Consider the following 22484-nt stretch of genomic DNA (forward strand, 5'->3'; position numbering starts at 1 on the left):
GCAGGCGCGGCAGGCAGCCACTACAATGGGCGCAGCACCGGGCGCCGGCATCACCACGCCCCGCCTCCGGGCAGTACAGGAGTTCCCGTGACCAGCATCCACACCGCAGACCAGACCGCGCCCGCCACCTTTCAACTGGGTGTGTTCGCCCTGATCCGCCACCAGGGCGCGTACCTGATCGTCCGGCCGCACGAGCCGCTGCTGCCCGGCGGGGATCACGGCCTGCCGGGCCTGCTGCTGGGCCTGAGCAGCGGCCAGAACCTCGTCGAGATGAACCTGCGCCGCGTGATCCGCGAACAGGTGAAACTGGTCGTCAGCGACCTGAAGCTCATCGGGTCGCACGCGTCGCGCGGACCGCAGGACAGCGGCGCGGACGCCCGCCTGAACATGATTTTCGGCACCGAGTACAGCGCGGGCATCCTGGCGCCCGACCCGGACCTGATCACGGCCGCCGACTGGATTCCGCAGCGTGAGCTGCTGGAAGCGGGCGCGTACCCCGAGTGGCTGGCCGCCGCCGTCCGCGAATTCGAAACCACCCAGGGTGCCGCCGCGCCCGCCGAACCTGCTCCGTCACGCCTTCGCTTCGGCCGCCGCCGCTGACCCGAACGGGCGCTGACCTGAACGGGCGCTGACCCGAATGGGCGCTGGCGCGGCCCGGTGATCCTGCCCAGTCTGCCCCCGGTGAACCCACACGCCGGGGGCGCGCCGGTACGCGGGAATGCGGTACGCTCTGGGGCGGCCCGTGACCTGTGCTGTCGCTGCGGCCGGAGGTCACCCCTATGAAATCCCCCCCCGCGCGGAGCCTGCTCGCCCCGCTGCCCCTGCTGCTGATCGCCCTGTACGCCCTGAGCATCCTGCTGGCGAACCTGACGCTGAACACCTTCATTCCGCTGCCGCTGTACGGCCTGCTGAGCGTCGGCACGATCTTCTTCGCGGCGGTGTTCACGCTGCGTGACCGCATTCACCGCGCGGGCGGCCTGAACGCCGTGTACGTAGCCATTGCCGCCGCGCTGATCGTGAACACCGCCGTCGCCCTGATCACGGGCACCCCGTGGCGGTTCATCGGCGCGAGCTTCCTGGCGATCCTGGCCGGCGAACTGGCCGACACTGCCGTGTACCAGCGCCTGATCCAGCGCAGCTGGTGGACGCGGGTGCTGGCCAGCAACGCCGTGAGCGTCCCGCTGGACAGCGTCCTGTTCAACCTGCTGGCCTTCTGGGGCGACATGCCGCCCGCGCAGATCACGCAGATCATCTTCGCGGACATCCTCGCGAAGTACCTGATCGCCGCGCTGTTCGCCTTCCGGTTCCGGCACGCCACCCGCAACGCCACCTGATACAGACTCCGATTGAATGGACTGCAAAGACCACTGGGTCCGAGCGGATGCGAGAAGGAGAGAAGCGGGTTCCGGACATGGAGTTGGCAACCCGGCGCCCTTCCGGGTTGTCAACGAAATAAACGGCAGTCCGTATGACCTCATCAGTCCAGCTCAGTCCAGCAGAGCGCCCCGCCAGTTCAGTCGGCGGGGTGCTGCTCTGATCGGATCAGTCGATGGGCAGCAGGTCGCCGGGCAGCGCCTCGTCGTCGTCTTCCTCTTCGAGGTGCAGCGTCACGCTCTGCCAGCGGGCCGGGAGGGTCAGGCGCAGCACGCCGTCCTCGTACGCGAAACTGGCCGCGCCCTGCACCTCGCGCACGTGCGACAGGCCCAGGATGTGCAGCGCCTCACGCTGCTCGAAGGAGGGGGTGTCCCCCTCGGCCTCGCGGCGGATGACGAGGCGCGCGCCCTGCCGCTCCCCGACCAGTCGGGTCAGGCGACCCCCGGCCGGGCCGTCCCCGGCGTCCTCGAACAGCTGCCCGATGAAGCCGTCGCGGCCCGCGTGCACCAGCCACGACAGCCGCTCCCAGCGGGCCGAGGTGGTGTGCGGCGCGGGTTCCGTGACCGGGATGGCCTCACCGGCCCGCAGGTACATGGGCAGCGTGTGCAGCGGCGCGTTCGCCACGACGTGCTGCTCGCCCGCGTGCACCGCCCCGAACTCCGAGAGGTTGAACACCTCCGCCCAGCGGCCCGCCGGGAGGTACACCAGTCGGCGCCGGTGCCCGGCCCGCAGGACCGGCGCGACCATCAGGCCCTCGCCCAGCAGGTACTGCGTGTCCTCACGCACGGCGTCCTCGTCGGCCGGCCAGTGCAGCGCCAGCGGCCGCATGACCGGCAGGGCCGTGCGGGTCGCCGCCTGCGCCAGCGTGTACAGGTGCGGCAGCAGCCGGTAACGCAGTTCCAGCGCCGCGCGGATCACGTCCGTGAAGGTGTCCCCGAACCGCCAGGGTTCCTGATCCGCCGTGCCCAGCGCCGAGTGGTTGCGCAGGAACGCGTACCCGACCGCCGCCTGGTACCAGCGGGCCAGCAGTTCCCCGGTCGTGTCCCCGCCGAAGCCGCCCACGTCCGCCCCGGCGAACGGAATGCCACTTAACCCCAGCCCCTGGATCATGGGGAGGCTCAGGGACAGGTGCGACCACGTGGCCGTGTTATCCCCGGTCCAGACGGTCGCGTGCCGCTGAATCCCGGCGTACCCGGCCCGCGTGAGAATCCACGGGCGGACCTGCGGACTGAACTTCGCGTACCCGGCGCGGCTGGCCTCGCTCATGCCGTTCGCGTACGCGTTATGCACCTCCAGGTGCGAGCGGTTCCCGTGCCGCGCGTCGTACGGCAGGGTCTTGCCCTCGGTTTCACGCGGCTCGCGCAGGCTGAAGCACGCGGGTTCGTTCATGTCGTTCCACTGCCCCTGAATGCCCATGTCCGCGAAGAACCTGTGCCGCCCCGCCCACCAGTTCACCACCTCGGGCCGCGTGAAATCCGGGAACACCGCCGGGTCCGGCCAGACCTCGCCGACCAGCACGTCCCCGCGCGCCGTGCGGACCAGATGATCCCCACGCGCGGCCTCCTCGTACACGTCGTACCCGGCCTCCACCTTCACGCCCGGATCGATGATCGGCACCAGCTTCACGCCCTGCGCGCCCGCCTCGCGCACGAACGCCCGCAGGTCCGGGAAGTTCGCGCGCTGCACCGTCCACACCTTGTACGCATCCATGTAATCAATGTCCACGTACACGCTGTCCAGCGGCAGGTTCCGGTCCCGGTAGCCCTGAATCACGGCCCGCAGGTCCTCCGCCGAACGGTACCCCCAGCGGCTCTGACCGGCCCCCAGCGCCCACAGCGGCGGCATCGGCGCGTACCCCGTCAGGTCCGCGTAGCGCCGCAGCACATCCGCCGGACGCGGCCCGGACAGCACGTACACGTCCAGCTCCGGCCCCGCCGACGCCCACCGCACCTCCTGCGGATGCGCGCGCGCCACGTCCACCTCCATCCGCCACGACTCGTCCACGAACACCCCGTGCGCCCGGCCCTCATGCAGCACCGTCGTGAACGGCACCGACACGTACAGCGGGTCCGTCTCGGTATGGTGCGGGAAGCAGTCCGTGTTCCAGAACGTCAGGTGCATGCCGCGCTTATCGATCGGCCCGACCCGCTCCCCGAACCCCAGGAACGCCGCGCCCTCCGGAGCCTCCAGACTCAGGCGCGAGCGGCGCAGGTTGAACCGCTCGGCATCCAGCGCCGGCCGCTGCGTGGGCGCCTCGCCGCTCCAGACGGGCGCCGACACCAGCACCCGCGCCGACGCACCACTTCCCGTCAGCACCTGCCACGCCCCCGACACGCGGTCCAGCCGGAACGACAACCCACCCCCGATCACCAGCAACTCGTCATCCAGGTCCGCCGCGTTCAGGCTCAGGCCCCCCGGCAGGTCCGGCCGCACCGCGAAACTCTGCTTGACCGGCGCACGCGGAAAGCCCAGCGAGTTCGCCCGCGCCTCCGGCATCAACCGCACCCGCAGCACCCCAGGCAGCGGCGCCGACACCACCAGCACATCCGACTCGCCCCACACGCGCACCTCGGACCCCTGCCCACCAGCCGCCGCCACCCCACCACTTTCCACCGCGAACGAAGAGAACCTCATGATGAACCCAGCGTAGCGCGCCGGGAGTCAATGGTTGAAAGTTGATGGTTGACAGTCAGAAGAAGCGCGGCTCCATCGACTATCAACCTTCAACCATCACCGTGCCCTTCAGCCGACGCCCAGGAATTCGACCTGCACGCCGTTCTCGTCGGCGGCGCGGCGCGCGAGTTGCAGCGTCGCCTGCGCGCCTGCCCGCAGCGCCCGCTCGGGCCGGTGCCACAGGGCCTGCGCGACCCGGCTGGCGCGCCGCACCACCAGGACCTCGCCCGGCAGGGCCAGCCCCACGGCGGCCAGCAGCGCCTGCGCGCTCGGCGGGACCTCGGACATCACGTCCAGCGGCACGTGCGCCGTCACGCGCTCTCCGGGGCGGCGCAGGCTCACGCGGGCCTCGTCGCCCGCCGCGCGTTGCTCGATCAGCACGTCCGACCGGGTGGCGGTCAGGCCAGGCGTGCCCAGGCCCCGCCGCGCGTCGTTCGCCAGCTCGTGCGCCGTGAGCATGTGCCGCCGCGTGCGCGGCGCGTACCGCACGCGCAGCCCCACGCCCCGCGCCGCGACCTCCTCCAGCACCTCGCGGGCCGCGTCCGTCAGCACCTCCGGCCCGCGCCCGCGCCCCACCGACGCGATCACCGCCTCGTTATCCGTATGCACCGTCAGCGCCTCGCCGACCGGCGCGGCCCGCACGGCCTCCAGCACCGCGCGCACCTCGGCCGCGTTGTTGTCCGGGGCGCGCAGCTGCCCCTGAAACCGCGCCGGCAGTTGCCCCGGCACGATCAGCACCAGCCCCCAGCCGCCCACGCCCACCAGCCGCCCCTCGGCGTCCGGTCCCTCATTCCAGCTGGCATCCACGAACGCCTGATTCACGCCGCACCACCCCCCACACGCACCGCGCGCTGACCGTCATTCTTCACGGCGAAGGCCCAGCCTGCGCCCCACGTTTCCTTCACACGCCATTCAAGCGCGCCACGCCGGGGCCGCGCATCGGCCAGCACGCCTACGCCCACCCCGCCAGTCACTCCAGCGTGATGTCCAGCCGGTGCGCCAGCACCCGCCGCGCCAGCACGTGCAGACTGCGCGGATCGTACTCACCGGCCTCCAGCAACCGCAGCACCTCCGGCGACACGCCCGCCTCCCGCGCCAACGCCACCAGCGAAATCCCCAGCAGACGCCGCCGCGCCCCCACCGTCACCGCCCCCGGAAAAGTCACTGAATCCATGCACCATCATGCCCCCACCCCACCCCCGCGCAATGGAACCCAGCCCCCCAACCGGCACCGCTCCGGCCGCCCAGGATGAAATACTGACCCCCATGAACGTCCTGGATCTCTACCAGCAGGCCGGCGCGTACCACGAAGGCCACTTCCTCCTCGCCTCCGGCCGCCACAGCCCCAAATTCCTCCAGAGCACCACCCTCCTCCAGCACCCCCACCTCACCGAACAGATCGGACAGGCCCTCGCCCAGCGCCTCAAGGAAACAGGCGTCCACGCCGACCTGCTCATCGGCCCCGCCATGGGCGGCGTCGTCCTCGCCTACGAAACCGCCCGCCACTACGGCACCCGCGCCATCTTCGCCGAGAAAGACGGCCACGGCGGCATGAAAATCCGCGAAGCCTTCACCATCAACCCCGGCGAGACCTTCATCGCCGTCGAGGACGTCCTCACCACCGGCGGCAGCGTCCTGAAGGCCGTCCGCGCCGCCGAAGCCGCCGGAGGCCACTGCGCCGCCATCGCCTGCATCGTCGACCGCCGCCCCGTCGAAGGCGATCTGGAGGGCTACCCGCTCGTGTCCCTCACTCGGCTCGTGTTCGACACGTACGCCCCGGACGAGGTGCCCGCGTGGCTGGCGGCCATTCCCTTGCAGGAGATCTGAGAGTTCCTGACGGGCTTCCCGTGTGCTGCCCCACCCCCCAGCCCCCTACCCCAGGGGGGCAGGGGGAGCAGCGTTGCACTGGGCAGGTATTTCTCGGGCGTTAGTGGTGGAAGTGGGCGGGGACGGCCACTTCTTGGACGCCATCCTCCGCCCCCGCCGCGTGCGCCCCGCGCGCTGCGCGCACGACGGGCTCGGTGGTCACGACGTTCGCTCTCAAGGCTCCCCTTGAGGGGAGCTGTCAGCGAAGCTGACTGAGGGGTCGCCCTTCCTACTCTCCCTCTGCCGCGTCGTCGTGCCAGAGGGCGCGCATTTCTTCGTTGCGTTCCAGGAGTTCGGGGAGGGTGCCGTGGTCGGTGAGGGTGCCGTTCTGGAGGAGGAGGATGCGGTCGGCGCGCAGGAGGGCGGCGCGGCGGTGGCTGACGACGAGGCAGGTGGCGTCGGTGCTGGCGAGGCCCTGCCAGAGTTGCGCTTCGGTGCGGGCGTCGAGGGCGCTGCTGACGTCGTCGAAGACGAGGAGGTCGGCGTCTCGGGCGAGCATGCGGGCGACGGCGGCGCGCTGGATCTGTCCGCCGCTGAGTTTCACGCCGCGCGCGCCGACGGGGGTACTCAGGCCGCTGCCGAGGGTGTGCAGGTCGGGTTCGAGGACGGCGAGTTTCACGGCGCGGCTGAGGTTGGTGTCGGGGCTGCCGCTGGTGATGTTTTCCTGGAGGGTGTCGCTGAACAGGTTGGGGATCTGGGCGGTGTAGGCACTGCGGGGGGGGACGAGGAAGGTGGCGGGGTCGTCGATGGGCTGGCCGTTCCAGTAGGTGTGGCCGCTCTGGGTGGGGATCAGGCCGAGCAGGGCGCGTAGCAGGGTGCTTTTGCCGCTGCCGATGCGGCCGGTGATGACGATGAACTCGCCGCGCGTCACGCTGAAGCTGATGTCGTGAACGCCGAGGCCGCTGGGGTGCGTGGCGTTCAGGCCTTCCACGCGCAGTTCCTGCAGGGGGATGTGGGGTGGGGCGGGGTCGGGGGCGGGCGGGTCGGCGTTCAGGTGCACGTCGTGGTGGGCGACGATGGTGGTGTCCGGGGCGTCCTGCAGCAGGCGGGTCATGCGGTCGTAGCTGACGCCGGTGCGGCGGTGGCGGGCGATGGCGTCGCCGAAGAAGCCCATGCTTCCGGTCAGGCGGGGCAGCAGGCCGATGAACAGCACGAAGTCGGCCACGTCGAGCGCGCCGCCCCGGACCTTGTTCGCGCCGAGCAGCAGCACGAGGCCCACGGCGAGGTTGACCATGTTGGTGTTCACGCCGCGGATTAGTTCGGTCAGCAGCACGTCGCGCAGCGCGGCGTGGCGGCGCGTTTCGCCTAAGGAGCGCAGGTGGGTGACCATGCGGTCTTCCTGCGCGGCGAGTTTCACGGCGCTGACTGCTCCGAAGGTCTCGCCGATGAAGTCCGTGACGCGGGCGGTCGCCTCGCGCATGCGGCGGCGGTACGTGCGGATGGTGGGGGAGAGGCGCTGCACGAACGCGATCATCAGCAGCAGTGGCGCGCACACGAGCAGCGTGATCAGGGGGTCCACGCGGGCCATCAGGGTGATGGCGATCAGGGAGTACGCGACGAAGCCCGCGCCGTCCACCCAGACTTCCGTGTACCCGGCCACGTCGTCCACGTCGTCCCTGAAGCGGCTGACGGCCTCGGCGGGCGTGTCGGGCAGGCGGCGGGAGCGGCGGGCGGTGAGCAGGTAGCCCAGCAGGTTGCGGCGCACCAGGGCGTCCAGCGTGTACCACAGCTGAATCCACGCGCGGAACGCGCCGTAGAAGATCCCGAAGCGGCTGAGGCGCACGAACGCGAACCACGCCAGCGCCACCCACGCGGCCGCAATGGCGGGGTTCAGGGGTTGCCCGCCGGTCTTCAGGGCGTCGGCTTCTTCCAGGTGGCGGAACACGCCGCTGACGGCCAGGGTCAGCAGGGCAGGGCTGGCGTGCACCATGCCCCACATCAGCAGGTTGAACGCGAACAGGCCGGGTTTGTACCGGAACAGTTCCCGTGACAGCGCGAACGTGCGTTCCTTCGCGGGTGCGGGTGGCAGGGGAGAGGTGGTCATGCGGGACTCCAGGGGGTGCGTGGTGGGCGGTGGGCGGGCAGTGGGCAGGCCGAGGGGACCGTCATGCCAGCACTCCTTCCGGCGCGTCCTCGCTCAGGGTTCCGGCGCGCAGCAGGGCGGCGTAGTGGCTGCTGGGGTCGCGGGCCAGGTCGGCGCGCGGGCCGTCTTCCAGCACCTCGCCGCCCCCCAGGACCAGGATGCGGTCGGCGCGGGCAACCGTGTCGAGGCGGTGCGCGATGATGATGGCGGTGCGGCCGCTCAGCAGGCGGGTCATGGCGGCGGTCAGCAGGGCCTCGGTGGCGGGGTCGAGGCGGCTGCTGGGTTCGTCGAGAATGATGACGCTCGGGTCGCGCAGCATGACGCGCGCGAACGCCAGCAGTTGCGCCTCCCCGGCCGAGAGGCTGCCGGTGGGCAGCGGGGTGCGCACGCCCTGTTCCAGCCGCGAGAGCCACAGGCCCAGGCCGACCTCGTGCAGGGCCGCCTCGACCTGCGCGTCCGTGACGGTCGGGTCGAAGAAACTCAGGTTGTCGCGCACGCTCGCCTGGAACAGCTGCACGTCCTGCGTGACGACGGCCACGCGGCGGCGCAGTTCCTTCAGGGGCACGTGGGTGATGTTCACGCCGCCCAGCGTGATCTCTCCGGCGGTGGCGTCGTACAGGCGCGAGATCAGGCGGGTCAGGGTGGTCTTGCCGCTGCCGGTGCGGCCCAGCAGGCCCACGGTCTGCCCGGCGGGCAGGTGGAAGGTCACGCCGCTCAGCACGCCGCGCGCCTCGGGGTCCTCGGGCGCGTACGTGAACGACACGTCCCGGAAGTCCAGCGCCAGCGGCCCGGCGGGCAGCGGCGTGTCGCCGCCCGTGACGGCGGTGCGCAGGGCCAGCAGTTCCGACACGCGCCCGATGCTCGCCCCGGCCTTCTGGAGGTCCTGAAGCTGCTGCGTGAGCTGATCGATGGGTTCTTCCACCAGCGTCATGTACTGGTACATCAGGAACGCCGTGCCGAGCGTGATCGTCCCGGCGGCGTACAGGCCGACGGCGGTGCTCAGGACGGCCACGTACCCCACGGCGAACAGCAGCATGCTCAGTTGCCACACCACGCTGCGCCGCCGCCAGGAATTGATGGACCGCGTGAAGAACTCGCGCTGCACGCTCAGAAAGCGGTTCAGGTGGTGGCCGCCGGCACCCAGGCTGCGGATGTCCTCCAGGCCGGTCAGGCGTTCCTCCACGAACCCGAACAGGCGGGCGCTGCTCTCGCGTTCCAGGCGGGTGGGTTCCACGCCCAGTTTCCGCACGCGGTTCATGGCGATCAGCGTGATCAGCGTGAAGGTCGTCACGCCCAGGCCTACGCGCCAGTCCTCGCGGAAGAACATGATCAGCGCGCCCGTCAGCAGCAGCGCCGCCCCGAACACCCGCACCGCGAACTGCGAGAAGAAGTTACTCAGCGCCGTCACGTCCCCGTCGATGCGTTCGATCATCTCGCCCGGCGTGCGTTCCTTGTGTTCGCGCATGTCCAGCGACAGCAGGTGGTCCATCAGGTCGGCGCGCAGGCGGTTCGTGGCGGTCCAGCCGACCCGCGCGCCCACGTACGTCGCTCCGGCCGTCATGACCTGCACGCCGACCGCCAGCGCGATGTACAGGCCCGCCAGCCGCGCCAGCAGGCCCGGATCGGCCGCGCCGCCCAGTTTGGCGTTGTCCACGAACTGCCGCAGCAGTTGCGGCAGGCTCAGGTTCAGGGCCGTGCCGGTCAGCAGCAGCGCCGCCAGGGCCATCACCTGCCATTTCAGGGGGCCAAGGTACGTGGCGAGCACGCCCAGCGCCGTCGAGGGCCGTTCGGGCCGGGGGGCGTCCGGTTGCGGTGCGTCCGGTTGCAGGGGGGAAGGGGAGGCAGACGCCGTCATGCTCACAGGCTAGGCCGAACGCACGGGCGGACGCATCCGCCGAGTGGCGCATGTGCGGCCATGACCGCCCCGCCCCCCCCTCCCCATTCAGTCCGTTCAGGCTGTCAGGCCCGGCTGGCGCCGTCCAGCACGCCTCCGGGCACCCCCAGTGCCTGCGCCGTTCCGGGCGGCGCCTGCCCCGCGACCTTCATGTCCGGTGCATCCGGGACGCCCCTCACCCCTCAACCCGTATAATGTGCGGGTTATGCGGATGGTGACGGTAGGAACGCGCGGCAGTACTCTCGCGCTCGCACAGACCCAGTGGGTGGTTGGCCGCCTGAAGGAAGAATGGCCGGACACAGACTTCCGCATTCAGACCATCAGCACGAAAGGCGACCGCAACCGCGGCAGTCTCGCGGCCATGGCCCAGAAGGGCGACAAGGGCTTCTGGATCACCGAGATCGAGGAGGCCCTGACGGCAAAACGCATCGATATTGCCGTGCACTCTCTCAAGGACCTGCCCACCGAGCAGCCCGAAGGCCTGGAAATCAGTTCCATTCCGCGCCGCGTGGACGCCCGCGACGTCCTGATCGGCAAGGAAGGCCGTAAACGCCTCGCGGACCTGCCGCACGGCGCGCGCATCGGCACCAGCAGCGTGCGCCGCAAGGCGTTCCTGCTCTCGTACCGCCCGGACCTGCAGGTCGTGGACCTGCGCGGCAACATCGACACGCGCCTCGCCGCGCTCGCCAGTGACGAGTACGACGCCATCATCCTCGCGGCCGCCGGACTGATCCGCACCGAGATGCGCCACCGCATCGACGAGTTCGTGGAACCCGACATCATGCTGCCCGCCCCCGGCCAGGGCGCCCTGGCCCTGGAAACCCGCTCGGACGACGACCTGACCATCGAGGTCGCGTACGCCATTCACGACCACACCACCGACGACCGCATCACCGCCGAACGCGAATTCCTCGCGGGCCTCGGCGCGGGCTGCATGGCCCCGGTCGGCGCGCACGCCAGCGTCAAGGGCGGCATCCTGACCCTCGAAGGCTGGGTCGCGGCCCTGGACGGCTCGCAGGTCATCCGCGCCACCACGCAGGGCGACCCGGGTGAGTGCGCCGACATGGGCGCCGAACTGGCCAGCGACATGCTCGCCCAGGGCGCCCAGGCCCTGATCGACGCCGCCCACAGCTGACGTGAACCGCCTGCCCCCGCTGGCCATCGCGCTGGCTGCCGCGCTGCTGTGGCTGGGCATCGGCCTGTGGCAACGCACGGCCGCCGGTACGCCCCTGAACGCCGCCCTGATCGCCGAACTGCCCCTGACGCTGGCCGTGTTCGGGCTGTCGTTCGTGTGGGCCAGACTGCGCCGCCGCTGACCCGGCCCCCGGAACCGGACCCCGTAGACTGCGCCCCGCCGCCCCCGTCCGCACAGACCGGGGAGCGGCGGGGCGCGGTTGCTCTAGCATCACGGGCATGCCCACCCCACCCAGACTCGCGGTCATTCACACGGGCGGCACCATCGCCAGCCGCCCCAGCCCCGACGGGCGCGGCCTGACGCCGCAGCAGGCGCCCAGCGTGCCCGGCCTGGACGGCGTGCAGGTCCATGACGTGCAGCCCTTCAGCCTGCCCAGCCCGCACATGACCCCCGCGCACATGGGGCAACTGGCCGCGCTGATCGAGACGCTCGCCCCCGACCACGACGGCATCGTGGTCACGCACGGCACCGACACCCTGGAAGAAACGGCGTTCGCGCTGCACCTGACCCTGAACGTGCCCGTCCCGGTCGTCCTGACCGGCAGCATGCGCCACGCCGAGGAAGTCAGCTGGGACGGCCCCGCCAACCTGCTGGACGCCGCGCACGTCGCCCTGCACCCCAGCAGCCGCGAGCGCGGGCCGCTCGTCGTGATCGGCGGGGACATCTTCGACGCACGCACCGTCACCAAGATCCACACGACCGCCGTGGACGCCTTCGGCGGGTACCCCGGCCCCATCGGCCGCATCGACCGCGAGGGCCGCACGCCCCGCCTGCACTACTTCGCGCGGCCCGAACCCCGCGCCACGTACCGCCCCGCGCACCTGAACGCCCGCGTGGAAATCCTGTACGCCTACGCCGGCTGGACCGGCGAAGGCTACGCCGAGGCCGAGGCGCGTGCCGACGGGCTGGTCATCGCGGCCCTGGGCACCGGGAACCTCCCGGCCGAACTGCTGCCCCTGATCCACGCGACAGACAAACCCGTGATCATCGCCACCCGCACGCACGCCGGGCCGGTCCTGCCCGTGTACGGCTACGCGGGCGGCGGCGCGACCCTGGTGGGGGCCGGCGCGATCCCCGCCAGTTTCCTGAACGCCCACAAGGCCCGCCTGCTGCTGCTGATCCTGCTGGGACAGGGCCTGACGCGAGAGCAGATCCGCGCGGTGTTCGAACGCGACGAGTTCTAGAGACCTTCCCGCTCCAGTTCCTCCAGTAGAGGCGCGATGAACCTCTGCTGGTACTGATCCAGCGTCAGGCCAAACACCACCCTGGTCGCCAGCTCTTTCGCTTCCGCGAAGGGCAGCTCAAACAGGGACCGGAGAAGTCGGATGATCTCGACCGGCCCCGCCCCCTGAGCCCGAGCTGCTCGCGCCACTTCCAGCGGATCGGCTCCCTGCGCCTTCATTCCCTGGAACTGTTCAATGGACATGCCTGAAGCATAGAACACACGGACTCCGATTGAATGGCTTACAAAGCCGTTCAATCCGAGCGAAGCGAGTAGGAGAAAAACGGGTTCCGGACGTGGAGTTGTCAGATCGGTGGTGTCCCGGATTGTCGGCGAAACAAACGGCAGTCCGTATCACAGCCAAAAACGCCCCCCACCCGCCGCTCTGGCCTGGGTGGGGGGCGCATCGAACGGTTTACGCGAGGTCGAGGCGGATCAGGAAGCGGCCGCAGCTGGGGCACTTCACGGGGGGCAGCTTGCCCAGCGCGGCTTTCTGCTGCACGTTGACGGGCAGCATGACGTTGCAGCCGCTGCAGCGTCCGGCCTTGATCTCCACGACGCCCAGGCCCTTCTTGGCGCGGCGGATCATGTCGTACTCGCGCACGGTACGGGTGTCGAGTTCCCCGGCAAGGCGGGCGCGTTCCTGGCGGTCCGCTTCGCCCTGGGCACGCAGGTCCTGCACGCGGGCGTCGTCCTGTTCTTCCAGGGTGTTCAGGTTGGGGCGCAGGGCGCGGTGCTGGGCGCGCAGGTCGGCGGCGCGTTCGTTCAGTTCGCGCTGACGCTCGCGCAGCGGCACGAGGTCTTCTTCCATCTCGTCGGCGCGTTCGCTGAGCATCTGGATGCGGCTGCCGTACTGGGACTGCGCGCGGGCGTCGAAGGCGTTCTTCTCCTGTTCCTCCTCGGCGCGGGCGATCTGCTCGCGGGTGCCGGCCAGGTCGAGTTCCTGCTGGCGCACGCGCTTGTCGATGCCTTCGAGGGTGATCTCGGTGTCCTCGAGTTCGTTGTTCAGGCGTTCCTGCTCGGCGCGGGCGGCGCGCAGCTCGTCAGGAATGTTGCTTTCCTCGTCGCGCAGGCGATCAAGGTTCAGATCCAGTTCCTGAACGTGGTGCAGGCGGCGAAGGGGGGAGGAGTCACTCATCACTGGCAGTCTACCCCCCGAACCGTGAGGGAGGTTCACGCGGCCGGTGGACGTGAGGTTACGGCGGCGTTCATGCGGGCGGGGCGGTACAGGCCCAGGTAGATGGCCAGCACGCTCCCGGCGTACATCAGGAGCGTCCAGGCGAACAGCAGGTTGAACGCCAGCGTGAACGGCAGCGCGCCGCGCACCACGCCCGACAGGACGCTGCTGAGCGCCCATCCGAGGTCCCAGGCGATCACGTTCACGGCCGAGTACATGGGCCGGTCGCGTTCCGGCAGGGCGCTCATGGCGTACGCGCTGTACACCGGCCCGGCGGCGTTCATCAGGGCGCCGCGCGTGAACAGCGCCGCCGTGACCAGCCACAGGCTCGGCGCGAAGCCCAGCGCCGCCAGGAACGGCAGCGAACTGGCCTGCACGACCAGCACCGCCTGGAGTGGTCCCAGGCGCCGCACCAGCAGCGGTTGCAGCAGCGCCGTGGCGGCCGTGGCGAGGCTCGTCCAGGCGAACAGGGTGCCCAGGCCCGCGTAACTGATCTGGAATTTCCCCTCGATGAACACGTTCAGGAACGGAATGGTCGCCCCGGCCCCCAGGCCCACCAGGATGTTCGGCGCGACCAGCCGCGCCATGGTGCTCCTGTCCTGAATGCTGAAGCTGCGGCCCTCGCGGGTTGTCTTGCCGCTGGGTTTCAGGCCCAGCACCGGCAGCAGCCCGGCCAGCTGCAGGGCCGCCGCGACCAGCAGCGCCGTGCGCAGCGCGCCCAGCCCGTCGGCGGGCGTGCCGGTCCAGGCGGCGTACAGGCCCGGCACCTGCCCGCCCAGCAGGTTCCCCAGGAAGCCCGCGCCGGTCATCAGGGCGTTCTGCACGCTGAACAGCGTCACGCGGTTACGTTCGTCGCTGTTGTTCGCCATGAACGGAGAGGACGCCACGACCGTCAGCGCCGCGCCTGCCCCCTGCACCAGCGCCCCGGCGATCACCAGCACCGGCCCGCCCGCCGCGGCCAGCAGCACGGTCCCCGCGAGACTCAGGACCGCCCCGACCTTCAGGGTGTGCGCGTTGCTGATCCGCCGCGCCAGTGCCACCGCCGGCAGGCTCAGGGCGGCCAGCGTCACGGCCGGAAGTGCGTTCAGGACGCCCTGCCACTCGGGGCCCAGGCCCAGCGCCCGCAGGTAGAAGTTCAGGAACAGCCCCGTGAACGCCTGCGACAGCCCGAACGAGAACACCGCCGCCAGGAACAACCACACCTGCCGCGAGAACCGCCACGACTGCCCCCGACCCGGCCCGCTCACTCCACGCCAACTTTCGGACAGAAGTCAGCCATCACGCACGCCCCGCACGCCGGGTTGCGCGCCGCACACACCCGCCGCCCATGCAGGATCAGCGCGTGGTGCAGGAACACCCACCGCCCGCGCGGGAACAGCTTCTGAAGGTCCGCCTCCACCTTATCCGGGTTGGTCTGCACGCTCAGGGCCAGTCGCCGCGCCAGCCGTCCCACGTGCGTATCCACCGCGATGGCCGGGTACCCGAACGCGTTACTCAGGACCACGTTCGCGGTCTTGCGGCCCGCGCCGGGCAGCGCCACGACCGCCCCGAAATCGTTCGGCACCTCGCCCCCGTGCCGCTCGACCAGCAGCCGCGCCAGCGCCGCAAGGTTGCGGGCCTTCCCCCGGAACAGCCCGATCCGGCGGATGAACGGCTCGATGTCCTCCGGCTGCGCCGCACTCATGGCCTGCGCGTCCGGGTACGCCGCGAACAGGGCGGGCGTCGCCGCGTTCACGCTCACGTCCGTCGCCTGCGCACTCAGGACCGTCGCCACCAGCAGCTCGAACGGCGTGCGGAATTCCAGTTCCGTGCGGGCGTCCGGGTACAGCGTCTCCAGCGCGCCCAGCACCAGCGGCGCCCGTGCCCGCGCGCCTGCCGGCAACCGCGCCGGAGTCGATCTGGAAGGTTTGAGAGTCATCGCAGCCCAAGCTACACCCCACCCCCCACGCCCGTCCGCGCGGAACAGACACGCAACCCCCGCCGGTCAGGGCGCGTATGAACAGGTATGAGACTCGCTTCCCTGATCCTGGGCATCCTCGCCGCCATCGGCCTGCTGGTCGGCTTCCTGCCGCTGCTCGGCTGGCTGAACTGGCTGCTGGTGCTGCCGCCCGCCGTGCTGGGCCTGATCCTCGGTTCCCTCGCCCGCGACCGGGGTGCGATCACCCTGAACGCCGTCGTCGCGCTGCTCGGGGCGCTACGCCTGATGCTGGGCGGCGGCCTGATCTGAGATCCGGCCCACCCCGAACCCCCTGCGCGCACTTGCGCCCCCCGGAAAGCTCTGCTACTCTGCATGCGCTCGTGCCCCGCGCACGCAGTCCCAGGGTCCTTAGCTCAGTTGGTAGAGCATCGGTCTCCAAAACCGAGGGTCGTAGGTTCAAGTCCTTCAGGGCCCGCCACAGAAACGCCCCCGCCACGTGCGGGGGCGTGTTCATTGTGTCGGAACGGAGCACCCTGACACGGATTCCGTCTGTTTCGTTGACAACCCGGGAGAACGCCGGATTGCCAACTCCACGTCCGGAGGGGCGCCCTGCTCCTACTCGCATCCGTTCGGACCCAGCGGCTTTGTAAGCTATTCAATCGGAGTCGGTATCAGAGGAATCTTGCACTGCACCATGTCCTTCAAGTTGAGCGGCGTGAAGGTCATCCTCTCGAACTTCAGCTGAACATCCCGCCGACACGTTCTCTCTGACGGCAGCGCCGCCCACATGCAGGGGCGGCGCTGCGGCTTTGCCTGTCTGTGCGGGCCGGGGGTGTGCGCCGCTCAGCCTCTGGGGGGGGTGGTCAGGGCGTCTCGCAGCCACGCCTGGAATTCCGGCAGGGCGCGGTCGTATTGCAGGGCGATGATCTCCGGCACTTCGTAGGGGTGCAGGGCCTTGATGCGTGCCTCCAGGGCCGGGTACTGTTCGCCGCTGGTCTTGATCAGCAGCAGGCTCTCGGGGTCCTCGGCGACCTCGCCCTGCCAGCGGTACACGCTGAGCAGGCCGGGCACGACGTTCACGCAACCGGCGAGGTGCTCGGAGACGAGGGTGCGGGCCAGGTCATGCGCCCGTTCGGGGGGAAGGGTGACCAGAACGACGAGTGACATAGGGCCTCAGCATACTCCGGCCCTCAGCACACTCCGGCCCCCGGGCGCGCCCGGTTGGGGGGGCGGGTGGGGGTACGTGCGTGAATATTCCCGCAACCTGCCGCGCAGGCTCTCATGAGGGGCGGGTGTTAGGGTGGGGACATGCGGACCATTGTCCTGATCATCGTGCTGGTGCTGCTGGCGATTTTTGCCATGCTGAACACCAATTCATTGATGTTTCCCCACACGCTGAGCCTGGGTTTCGTGACGTACCGCGAGGTGCCGATCGGGCTGATCCTGCTGATCGTGGCGGTCGTGTGCACCCTGGTGTTCTACTTCTGGGCGGGCCTGACGGGCCTGCGGGCGCAGGCGGACAGCGCCAAGCTGCTGCGTGACATGGAGGCCCTGCGCGTGAGTCTGGATCAGCAGGAAGGCAACCGGTTCGCGCTGCTGCAGTCGCATCTGGACGAGCGGTTCCGGGCGCTGGAAGCGGCGCGTGGCGGGGCGGGCGCGGACGTGAGTGCCCTGACTGGCCGGGTGGACGCCCTGCAGAAGGACATGAACCTGCAACTGGCGCAGATGGACGATTACCTGAAAAGCAAACTCGGCTGACACGGACTCGGCTGACACCGATTCGGCCGAGCCGGATTCGGCCTGGACGGGCCGGGTGCCGCCTGCTGCACCGCATTCCGTTGGACCCGGTGCAAACTCTTGCGGGGGGGACTACTAGAATGCGCGGGTAAGGATGTTTATCCGGGAGGACTCACCGAATGGCGCTTGACCGATTTTTCCGCCGCCGCCGCCCACAGCAGCAGACCGGCGCGGACGTGCCCGACCTGTGGACCCAGTGCCCCAACTGCAAGGAAGGGCTGTACAACCGTGACCTGGAGGCCAGTGCCTTCGTCTGCCCCAAGTGCGGCCACCACCTGCGCCTGGACGCCTCGCAGCGCGTACAGGTGCTGCTGGACGACGGCAGCTTCGTGCAGCTGTCCGGCGCGGTGCACCCCACCGACGCCCTGGCCTTCCAGGACACCGAAAGTTACCCCGAGCGCCTGAAACGCGCGCAGAAGAAAACCGGACGCCCGGACGCGATCCTGACCGGCACCGGCGCCGTCCTGGGCGTGCCGCTCACGCTGGCCGTCATGGACTTCGCCTTCTCTGGCGGCAGCATGGGCAGCGTCGTCGGTGAGGAAATTGCCCGCGCCGCAGAGCACGCCGCCCGGCACGGCCTGCCGCTGGTCATCGTGACCGCCAGCGGCGGCGCCCGCATGCAGGAAAGTGCGCTGTCGCTGATGCAGATGGCCAAGACCACCGTCGCCCTCGAAACGCTGGCCGAGCAGGGCCTGCCGTACGTGAGCGTCCTGACCGACCCGACCACCGGCGGCGTGACCGCCAGCTTCGCCACCATCGCCGACGTGATCCTCGCCGAGCCCGGCGCGCTGATCGGCTTCGCGGGACCGCGCGTGATTCAGCAGACCATCCGCCAGAGCCTCCCCGAAGGCTTCCAGCGGGCCGAGTTCCTGCTGTCGCACGGCATGGTGGACGCCGTCGTGGACCGCCGCGAGCAGCGCGAGTACCTCGCGTCGCTGCTGGGGCTGCTGACCCGCCGGGAGGTGAGCGCGTGACCGCTCCCATCGATACCCTGAAGGAACTGGAGGCGCGCGTGCGTGACCTGGAAGTCACCGCGCAGCGCACCGGGCAGAACCTCGACGCGGCCATCACCCCGCTGCGCGCCGAGGTGGACCGCCTGCGCGCCGCCCAGAACCCGGCGCAGCCACCCGCCCCGAAAGCCGCCCCGACCCGCTGGGAACGGGTGCAACTGGCCCGCGCGCCCGGCCGCCCCACCGCGCTGGATTACGTGGAGCACCTGTGCACCGAGTTCACGGAACTGCACGGCGACCGCCGTTACGGCGACGACCCCGCCCTGATCGGCGGCCCGGCCCGCTGGCAGGGCGTGCCCGTCATGCTGCTGCTGCAACAGAAGGGCCGCGACACGAAAAGCAAGATCAAACGCCGCTTCGGCAGCGCCAACCCCGAAGGGTACCGCAAGGCCGTGCGCCTGATGGACCTCGCGGACAAGTTCGGGCTGCCCGTCGTGGCGCTCGTGGACACCCAGGGCGCCTACCCCGGGCTGGAAGCCGAGGAACGCGGCCAGGGCTGGGCGATTGCCGAGAGCATCCGCCGCATGCTGAACCTGCGCGTGCCGGTCGTGAACGTCGTGATCGGCGAGGGCGGTTCCGGCGGCGCGCTTGCCATCGGCGTGGGCAACCGCGTGCTGATCCAGGAGAACGCCTGGTACTCCGTGATCTCGCCCGAGGGTGCGGCCAGCATCATCTGGAAGGACGCCAGCAAGGCCCCCCTGGCCGCCGAGGCGCTGCGCCTGACCGCCCCGGACCTGCTGGAACTCGGGATCGTCGAGGAAGTCATCCCGGAACCCGAGGGCGGCGCGCACCTGAACCCCCAGCAGGCCGCCCACGCAGTCGGTGAGGCCGTGACCCGCCACCTGCGCGACCTGATGCAGCAGGCGCCCACCGACCTGAAATCCGGCCGCGCCGCCCGCTTCCGCCGCCTGGGCGCCTACACCGAAACGACCTGACCCACTCCCGCCCGGCGCGGACCCGCCCCTGACCGGGCGGTCCGCGTTTGTTCTGGCAGGGCGCGGCTATGCTCGGGCATGCCTGACCTGCCCACCCTGCTCGCCTTCAGCGTCGCGGCACTGGCCCTCATCGTCATTCCCGGCCCCAGCGTGCTGTACATCGTGGCGCGCAGCCTCCACCAGGGCCGGCGCGCCGGACTGGTGTCCGCGCTGGGCGTGCAGACCGGCGGACTGGTGCACGTCCTGGCCGCCACGCTGGGCGTCTCCGCGCTCGTGCTGTCCAGCGCGCTGCTGTTCAGCGTCCTGAAATGGGCGGGGGCCGCGTACCTGATCGTGCTGGGCCTCCGCACCCTGCGCGCCCCCACCCCGGAGGCCCTGACCGTCACCGTGCCGGACGCGCCGCCCCTGACGCGGATCTACCGGCAGGGCGCGGTCGTGAACGCCCTGAACCCCAAGACCGCGCTGTTCTTCCTGGCGTTCCTGCCGCAGTTCGTGCACCCCGGTCACGGGCCGGTGTGGGCGCAGACGCTCATGCTAGGGCTGGTGTTCCTGGGCCTCGCCACGTTGAGTGACGGCGCATACGCCCTGCTGGCAGGCAGCCTGGGACAGCGCTGGCAGGGAAGTCACACCTTCGCCCGGCGGCAGCAGCAGGTGTCCGGCGGGGTGTACCTCGCGCTGGGCGTGGGTACCGCCCTGATCCCCCACGGGTCATGAGGGTCGGGGCAGGTCCGCCAGCGCCGCCACGCTGAGCGCCGCGCCACCCGCCAGCGCCCGCTCGCGCACGCGCGGGTGCGCGTGAACGTGCCACGCGCTCAGGCCCGCCGCGACCGCGCCGCGCACGTCATGCTCCGGACTGTCCCCCACGTACGCCCCCGACCCGGCAGGCAGACCCAGGGCGTCCAGCAGCACCCGGAAGGGCAGGGGATCGGGTTTCAACGCCCCGACCTCGCCCGCGATGACCACCACCTCGAACACGTCCGGGAAGCAGGCCTGCACCCGCGCCCGCTGCGCCGGGCCGTCGTACGCGTTCGACAGGAGAGCCAGCCGCACCCCCGCCCCCCGCAGGTCGCGCAGCAGCTTCGCCGCGCCGGGCATGGGCACCGTCGCCGCGACCAGCGCCCGCGTGTACAGGCTCAGGTGGTCCTCCGTCAGCGTCACACCGTACGCCGCGAGCGTCCGCCCCAGCCGCTCGGTGTCCTGCCGCAGCGGATCGTCCAGTCCGGCCTCCACCCGCGCGTGGAAGGCCATGATCTCCTCGACCGCGCGTTCCTCGAACGCTGCCTGCGGCACGTCCGTGCACGCCGTGCGCCGCAGCGTGTCCAGCGCGTGAATGTCCGCCGCGACGAAATCTGTCAGCGTGCCGTCGAAATCGAAGGCCAGGAAGCGCAGGGGGCCTGCGGTCACGGGACGTTCAGGGCGCGCAGCGGTGGGTGCCAGATGCCGCCGGACAGCACGGTGCGGCCGTCCGGGCTCAGCAGGGTCTGGCCGGGTTCGGTCCCGGACACCTGCGTGCGGGGTCGGCCCGTCTGCACGTCATACAGCACCGCGAGGCCGTTCATGTGCGCGATCAGCAGCGTCTGCCCGTCCGCGCTGAAGTTCAGGGTGACCGGGCCAGTCGCGCAGCGGCCCCGCCAGACCGTCACGTCGCACGGCGCGGTGGGGCGCGGCAGCGTCCGTGACTGCGCCGGGTCACGCAGGTTCAGCAGCCGCGCGGGGTCCACCCCGTCGGCCACCGCCAGTTGCGTGCCGTCCGGGCTGAACGCCACCGAATGGACGGTCTTCGCGAACACGTCCGGCAGGGCCGTGAACGACCATTCGCGCGTGTCGTACACGCGGCTGTCCCCACCCTGGGTGCCCACGAACAGCCGCTGGCCGTCAGGGCTGACCCGCAGGCGGTTCACGCCCCACGTCCGCTGCGGGAGTGTACGTTCGCGCGTGGCGGTCTGCGTGTTCCAGACCTGCACGTACCCGCTGAAATTCCCGGCGTACAGCTGCGTCCCGTCTGGGCTGAGGGCCAGCACCTGCGTCCCGGCCAGCCCGTTCTGCGCGGCGGGCACCGCCACATCCTGCCCGGCCCTCCACACGTGCAGGGTGTCCGCCCGGACCCACGCGGCGACGGTCACGTCCGCGCTGAACGCCACGCCCGGCCCCGGATCGTCCACTGGCGCGGCGCGCAGCAGCTGACCGGTGCCGGTGTCCCGTACCTCCAGCCGCGTCACCCCATCGCTGGTGCTGGTGGTGACCGCGTGTCCCTGCGCGTCGAACCCGAGCAGGGACACCGGCAGACTCCAGCGGGCCGCACCGGCCTGACACAGCAGACCCAGGATCAGCAGGCAGATTCGCATGGAGTCAGCCTACCCGCCCCACCTCGTGCGTGCCGCCTCAGCCGAGCATGTCGAGTTCCTGCACGCCGCTCAGGAACTCGCGCTGCGGGTACTCGTCCGGGTCGAAACCGCGGTCACCCTCGGCGGGTGTGACGCTCAGGGACGCGAAGTCGAACAGGGTGCGGTCCATCAGGTGGCTGGGCGTCACGCGGGTCAGGGCGCGGGCGATGTTCGTCAGGCGACCCGGATGCTCCCGCTCCCAGCCTTCGAGCATCTCGCCCACGACCTTGCGCTGAAGGTTCTCCTGGCTGCCGCAGAGGTTGCAGGGAATGATCGGGAAGGCGCGGGCCTGCGCGTAGCGGATGATGTCGGCCTCGGGCACGTACGCCAGGGGGCGGATCACGACGTTCGTGCCGTCGTCGCTCTGGAGTTTGGGCGGCATGGCCTTCAGGCGCGCGCCGAAGAACAGGTTCATGAACAGCGTTTCCAGGATGTCGTCGCGGTGGTGGCCCAGCGCGATCTTCGTGGCGCCGATCTCGCGGGCGTGCCGGTACAGCGCGCCCCGGCGCAGGCGGCTGCACAGCGCGCAGGTGGTCTTGCCGGGCCGCGTCTTCTCCTGGACCACGCTGTACGTGTCCTGCCGGATCAGGCTGTGCGGCACGCCCCGCTCGGTCAGGTAGCGGGGCAGCACGTCGGTCGGGAAGCCCGGCTGGCCCTGGTCGAGGTTCACGGCGATGATCTCGAACGGAATGGGCGCCTTGCGTTGCAGGTGCAGCAGCACGTCCAGCAGCGTGTAACTGTCCTTGCCGCCGGACAGGCAGACCATGACGCGGTCGCCGCTCTCGATCATGCGGTAGTCGCTGATGGCCTGCCCGGCTGCCCGGACGATCGGTTGCAGCAGGCGGGCCGTTGCGGGGGCGGTGCCCGTGTCGGGCGTGCTGGCAGGAGTGGGGGAGGCAGTGTGGGTCATGGTGCGTGTCGTGGTCCGTGTCGCTTCGCGGTGGGGTGCCCGCAGG

Annotated in this window: 24 protein-coding genes and 1 tRNA gene; 12 read left to right on the forward strand and 13 right to left on the reverse strand. The window is 70.5% G+C overall.

The annotated features are described in order from the left end of the window. Positions 1-87 precede the first annotated feature (87 nt). Complete coding sequence (locus tag IEY70_RS07265) at positions 88-600, forward strand: hypothetical protein (protein WP_189064341.1); 513 nt, start codon at positions 88-90, stop codon at positions 598-600. Between the two features lie 179 nt (positions 601-779). Beyond that, on the forward strand, positions 780-1334 hold the full coding sequence (locus IEY70_RS07270) for a VUT family protein (protein ID WP_189064342.1): 555 nt from the start codon (positions 780-782) through the stop codon (positions 1332-1334). Between the two features lie 208 nt (positions 1335-1542). Here IEY70_RS07270 and IEY70_RS07275 read toward each other — a convergent pair whose 3' ends face one another. The 3 genes from IEY70_RS07275 to IEY70_RS07285 all read right to left on the reverse strand — a co-directional run bounded on the left by IEY70_RS07275 (position 1543) and on the right by IEY70_RS07285 (position 5221). After that, positions 1543-4008 carry a glycoside hydrolase family 31 protein gene (locus IEY70_RS07275; protein WP_189064343.1) on the reverse strand — a complete coding sequence of 822 codons (2466 nt, stop codon included), beginning with the start codon at positions 4006-4008 and terminating at the stop codon, positions 1543-1545. A 108-nt stretch (positions 4009-4116) separates the two neighbouring features. After that, positions 4117-4869: a ribonuclease H family protein gene (locus IEY70_RS07280; protein WP_189064344.1), complete on the reverse strand. Its 753-nt coding sequence runs from the start codon at positions 4867-4869 to the stop codon at positions 4117-4119. Positions 4870-5017: 148 nt separating this feature from the next. Beyond that, positions 5018-5221 carry a helix-turn-helix domain-containing protein gene (locus IEY70_RS07285; protein ID WP_189064345.1) on the reverse strand — a complete coding sequence of 68 codons (204 nt, stop codon included), beginning with the start codon at positions 5219-5221 and terminating at the stop codon, positions 5018-5020. 92 nt (positions 5222-5313) lie between these two features. On the opposite strand from IEY70_RS07285, the gene pyrE reads away from it, so the two are divergent. Continuing rightward, a complete protein-coding gene (pyrE, locus tag IEY70_RS07290) occupies positions 5314-5874 on the forward strand; it encodes an orotate phosphoribosyltransferase (RefSeq protein ID WP_189064346.1) in 561 nt (186 codons plus the stop codon). A gap of 268 nt (positions 5875-6142) precedes the next feature. On the opposite strand, the gene IEY70_RS07295 is transcribed toward pyrE, so the two are convergent. Further along, a complete protein-coding gene (locus IEY70_RS07295; RefSeq protein WP_189064347.1) occupies positions 6143-7957 on the reverse strand; it encodes an ATP-binding cassette domain-containing protein in 1815 nt (604 codons plus the stop codon). Positions 7958-8018: 61 nt separating this feature from the next. Continuing rightward, complete coding sequence (locus tag IEY70_RS07300) at positions 8019-9851, reverse strand: ABC transporter ATP-binding protein (RefSeq protein ID WP_189064348.1); 1833 nt, start codon at positions 9849-9851, stop codon at positions 8019-8021. Between the two features lie 244 nt (positions 9852-10095). On the opposite strand from IEY70_RS07300, the gene hemC reads away from it, so the two are divergent. From hemC to IEY70_RS07315, 3 genes are all read left to right on the forward strand, one after another. Further along, positions 10096-11025, forward strand: a complete 930-nt coding sequence (gene hemC, locus IEY70_RS07305; protein WP_189064349.1) for a hydroxymethylbilane synthase — start codon at positions 10096-10098, stop codon at positions 11023-11025. 1 nt (position 11026) lies between these two features. Further along, the gene (locus IEY70_RS07310) at positions 11027-11206 is read left to right on the forward strand and encodes a hypothetical protein (RefSeq protein ID WP_189064350.1); all 180 of its coding nucleotides are present in this window, start codon (positions 11027-11029) and stop codon (positions 11204-11206) included. Between the two features lie 97 nt (positions 11207-11303). Continuing rightward, a complete protein-coding gene (locus IEY70_RS07315) occupies positions 11304-12269 on the forward strand; it encodes an asparaginase (protein WP_189064351.1) in 966 nt (321 codons plus the stop codon). On the opposite strand, the gene IEY70_RS07320 is transcribed toward IEY70_RS07315, so the two are convergent. The 4 genes from IEY70_RS07320 to nth all read right to left on the reverse strand — a co-directional run bounded on the left by IEY70_RS07320 (position 12266) and on the right by nth (position 15402). Next, positions 12266-12511 carry a hypothetical protein gene (locus IEY70_RS07320; RefSeq protein ID WP_189064352.1) on the reverse strand — a complete coding sequence of 82 codons (246 nt, stop codon included), beginning with the start codon at positions 12509-12511 and terminating at the stop codon, positions 12266-12268. The two genes, IEY70_RS07315 and IEY70_RS07320, sit on opposite strands and share 4 nt — an antisense overlap. 211 nt (positions 12512-12722) lie before the next feature. Then, positions 12723-13445: a zinc ribbon domain-containing protein gene (locus IEY70_RS07325; RefSeq protein WP_078301875.1), complete on the reverse strand. Its 723-nt coding sequence runs from the start codon at positions 13443-13445 to the stop codon at positions 12723-12725. 35 nt (positions 13446-13480) lie between these two features. Then, the gene (locus tag IEY70_RS07330; RefSeq protein WP_189064353.1) at positions 13481-14731 is read right to left on the reverse strand and encodes an MFS transporter; all 1251 of its coding nucleotides are present in this window, start codon (positions 14729-14731) and stop codon (positions 13481-13483) included. Next, the gene (gene nth, locus IEY70_RS07335) at positions 14728-15402 is read right to left on the reverse strand and encodes an endonuclease III (protein ID WP_189064354.1); all 675 of its coding nucleotides are present in this window, start codon (positions 15400-15402) and stop codon (positions 14728-14730) included. The genes IEY70_RS07330 and nth overlap by 4 nt, the downstream gene beginning before the upstream one ends. An 87-nt stretch (positions 15403-15489) precedes the next feature. Between nth and IEY70_RS07340 the strand changes: the two genes are divergently transcribed. Together IEY70_RS07340 and IEY70_RS07345 are read left to right on the forward strand one after the other, a co-directional pair. Beyond that, positions 15490-15711 (forward strand): hypothetical protein, encoded by a 222-nt coding sequence (locus tag IEY70_RS07340; protein ID WP_189064355.1) that lies wholly within the window; start codon positions 15490-15492, stop codon positions 15709-15711. Between the two features lie 93 nt (positions 15712-15804). Next, positions 15805-15880, forward strand: a tRNA-Trp gene (locus tag IEY70_RS07345). Between the two features lie 365 nt (positions 15881-16245). On the opposite strand, the gene cutA is transcribed toward IEY70_RS07345, so the two are convergent. Continuing rightward, the gene (cutA, locus tag IEY70_RS07350) at positions 16246-16569 is read right to left on the reverse strand and encodes a divalent-cation tolerance protein CutA (RefSeq protein WP_189064356.1); all 324 of its coding nucleotides are present in this window, start codon (positions 16567-16569) and stop codon (positions 16246-16248) included. Positions 16570-16710: 141 nt separating this feature from the next. On the opposite strand from cutA, the gene IEY70_RS07355 reads away from it, so the two are divergent. From IEY70_RS07355 to IEY70_RS07370, 4 genes are all read left to right on the forward strand, one after another. Continuing rightward, positions 16711-17160, forward strand: coding sequence for a LapA family protein (locus IEY70_RS07355; RefSeq protein WP_189064357.1), 450 nt, complete (start codon positions 16711-16713; stop codon positions 17158-17160). Positions 17161-17318: 158 nt separating this feature from the next. Further along, positions 17319-18173, forward strand: coding sequence for an acetyl-CoA carboxylase, carboxyltransferase subunit beta (gene accD / locus IEY70_RS07360; protein ID WP_189064358.1), 855 nt, complete (start codon positions 17319-17321; stop codon positions 18171-18173). Next, positions 18170-19144, forward strand: coding sequence for an acetyl-CoA carboxylase carboxyltransferase subunit alpha (locus IEY70_RS07365; RefSeq protein ID WP_189064359.1), 975 nt, complete (start codon positions 18170-18172; stop codon positions 19142-19144). The genes accD and IEY70_RS07365 overlap by 4 nt, the downstream gene beginning before the upstream one ends. A 78-nt stretch (positions 19145-19222) precedes the next feature. Next, the gene (locus IEY70_RS07370; RefSeq protein WP_189064360.1) at positions 19223-19858 is read left to right on the forward strand and encodes a LysE family translocator; all 636 of its coding nucleotides are present in this window, start codon (positions 19223-19225) and stop codon (positions 19856-19858) included. Here IEY70_RS07370 and IEY70_RS07375 read toward each other — a convergent pair. Genes IEY70_RS07375 through ttcA form a run of 3 tightly spaced genes read right to left on the reverse strand, consistent with a single transcriptional unit; the run spans position 19853 to position 22438 of the window. Then, entirely contained in the window at positions 19853-20548 is a 696-nt protein-coding gene (locus IEY70_RS07375) for an HAD family hydrolase (protein ID WP_189064361.1), read from the reverse strand. The genes IEY70_RS07370 and IEY70_RS07375 overlap by 6 nt on opposite strands. After that, positions 20545-21489, reverse strand: a complete 945-nt coding sequence (locus IEY70_RS07380; protein WP_189064362.1) for a WD40 repeat domain-containing protein — start codon at positions 21487-21489, stop codon at positions 20545-20547. The genes IEY70_RS07375 and IEY70_RS07380 overlap by 4 nt, the downstream gene beginning before the upstream one ends. Positions 21490-21526: 37 nt before the next feature. Next, complete coding sequence (gene ttcA, locus IEY70_RS07385; protein ID WP_189064363.1) at positions 21527-22438, reverse strand: tRNA 2-thiocytidine(32) synthetase TtcA; 912 nt, start codon at positions 22436-22438, stop codon at positions 21527-21529. Positions 22439-22484 lie beyond the last annotated feature (46 nt).

It is taken from the genome of Deinococcus seoulensis (assembly GCF_014648115.1).
GTDB lineage: Bacteria > Deinococcota > Deinococci > Deinococcales > Deinococcaceae > Deinococcus > Deinococcus seoulensis.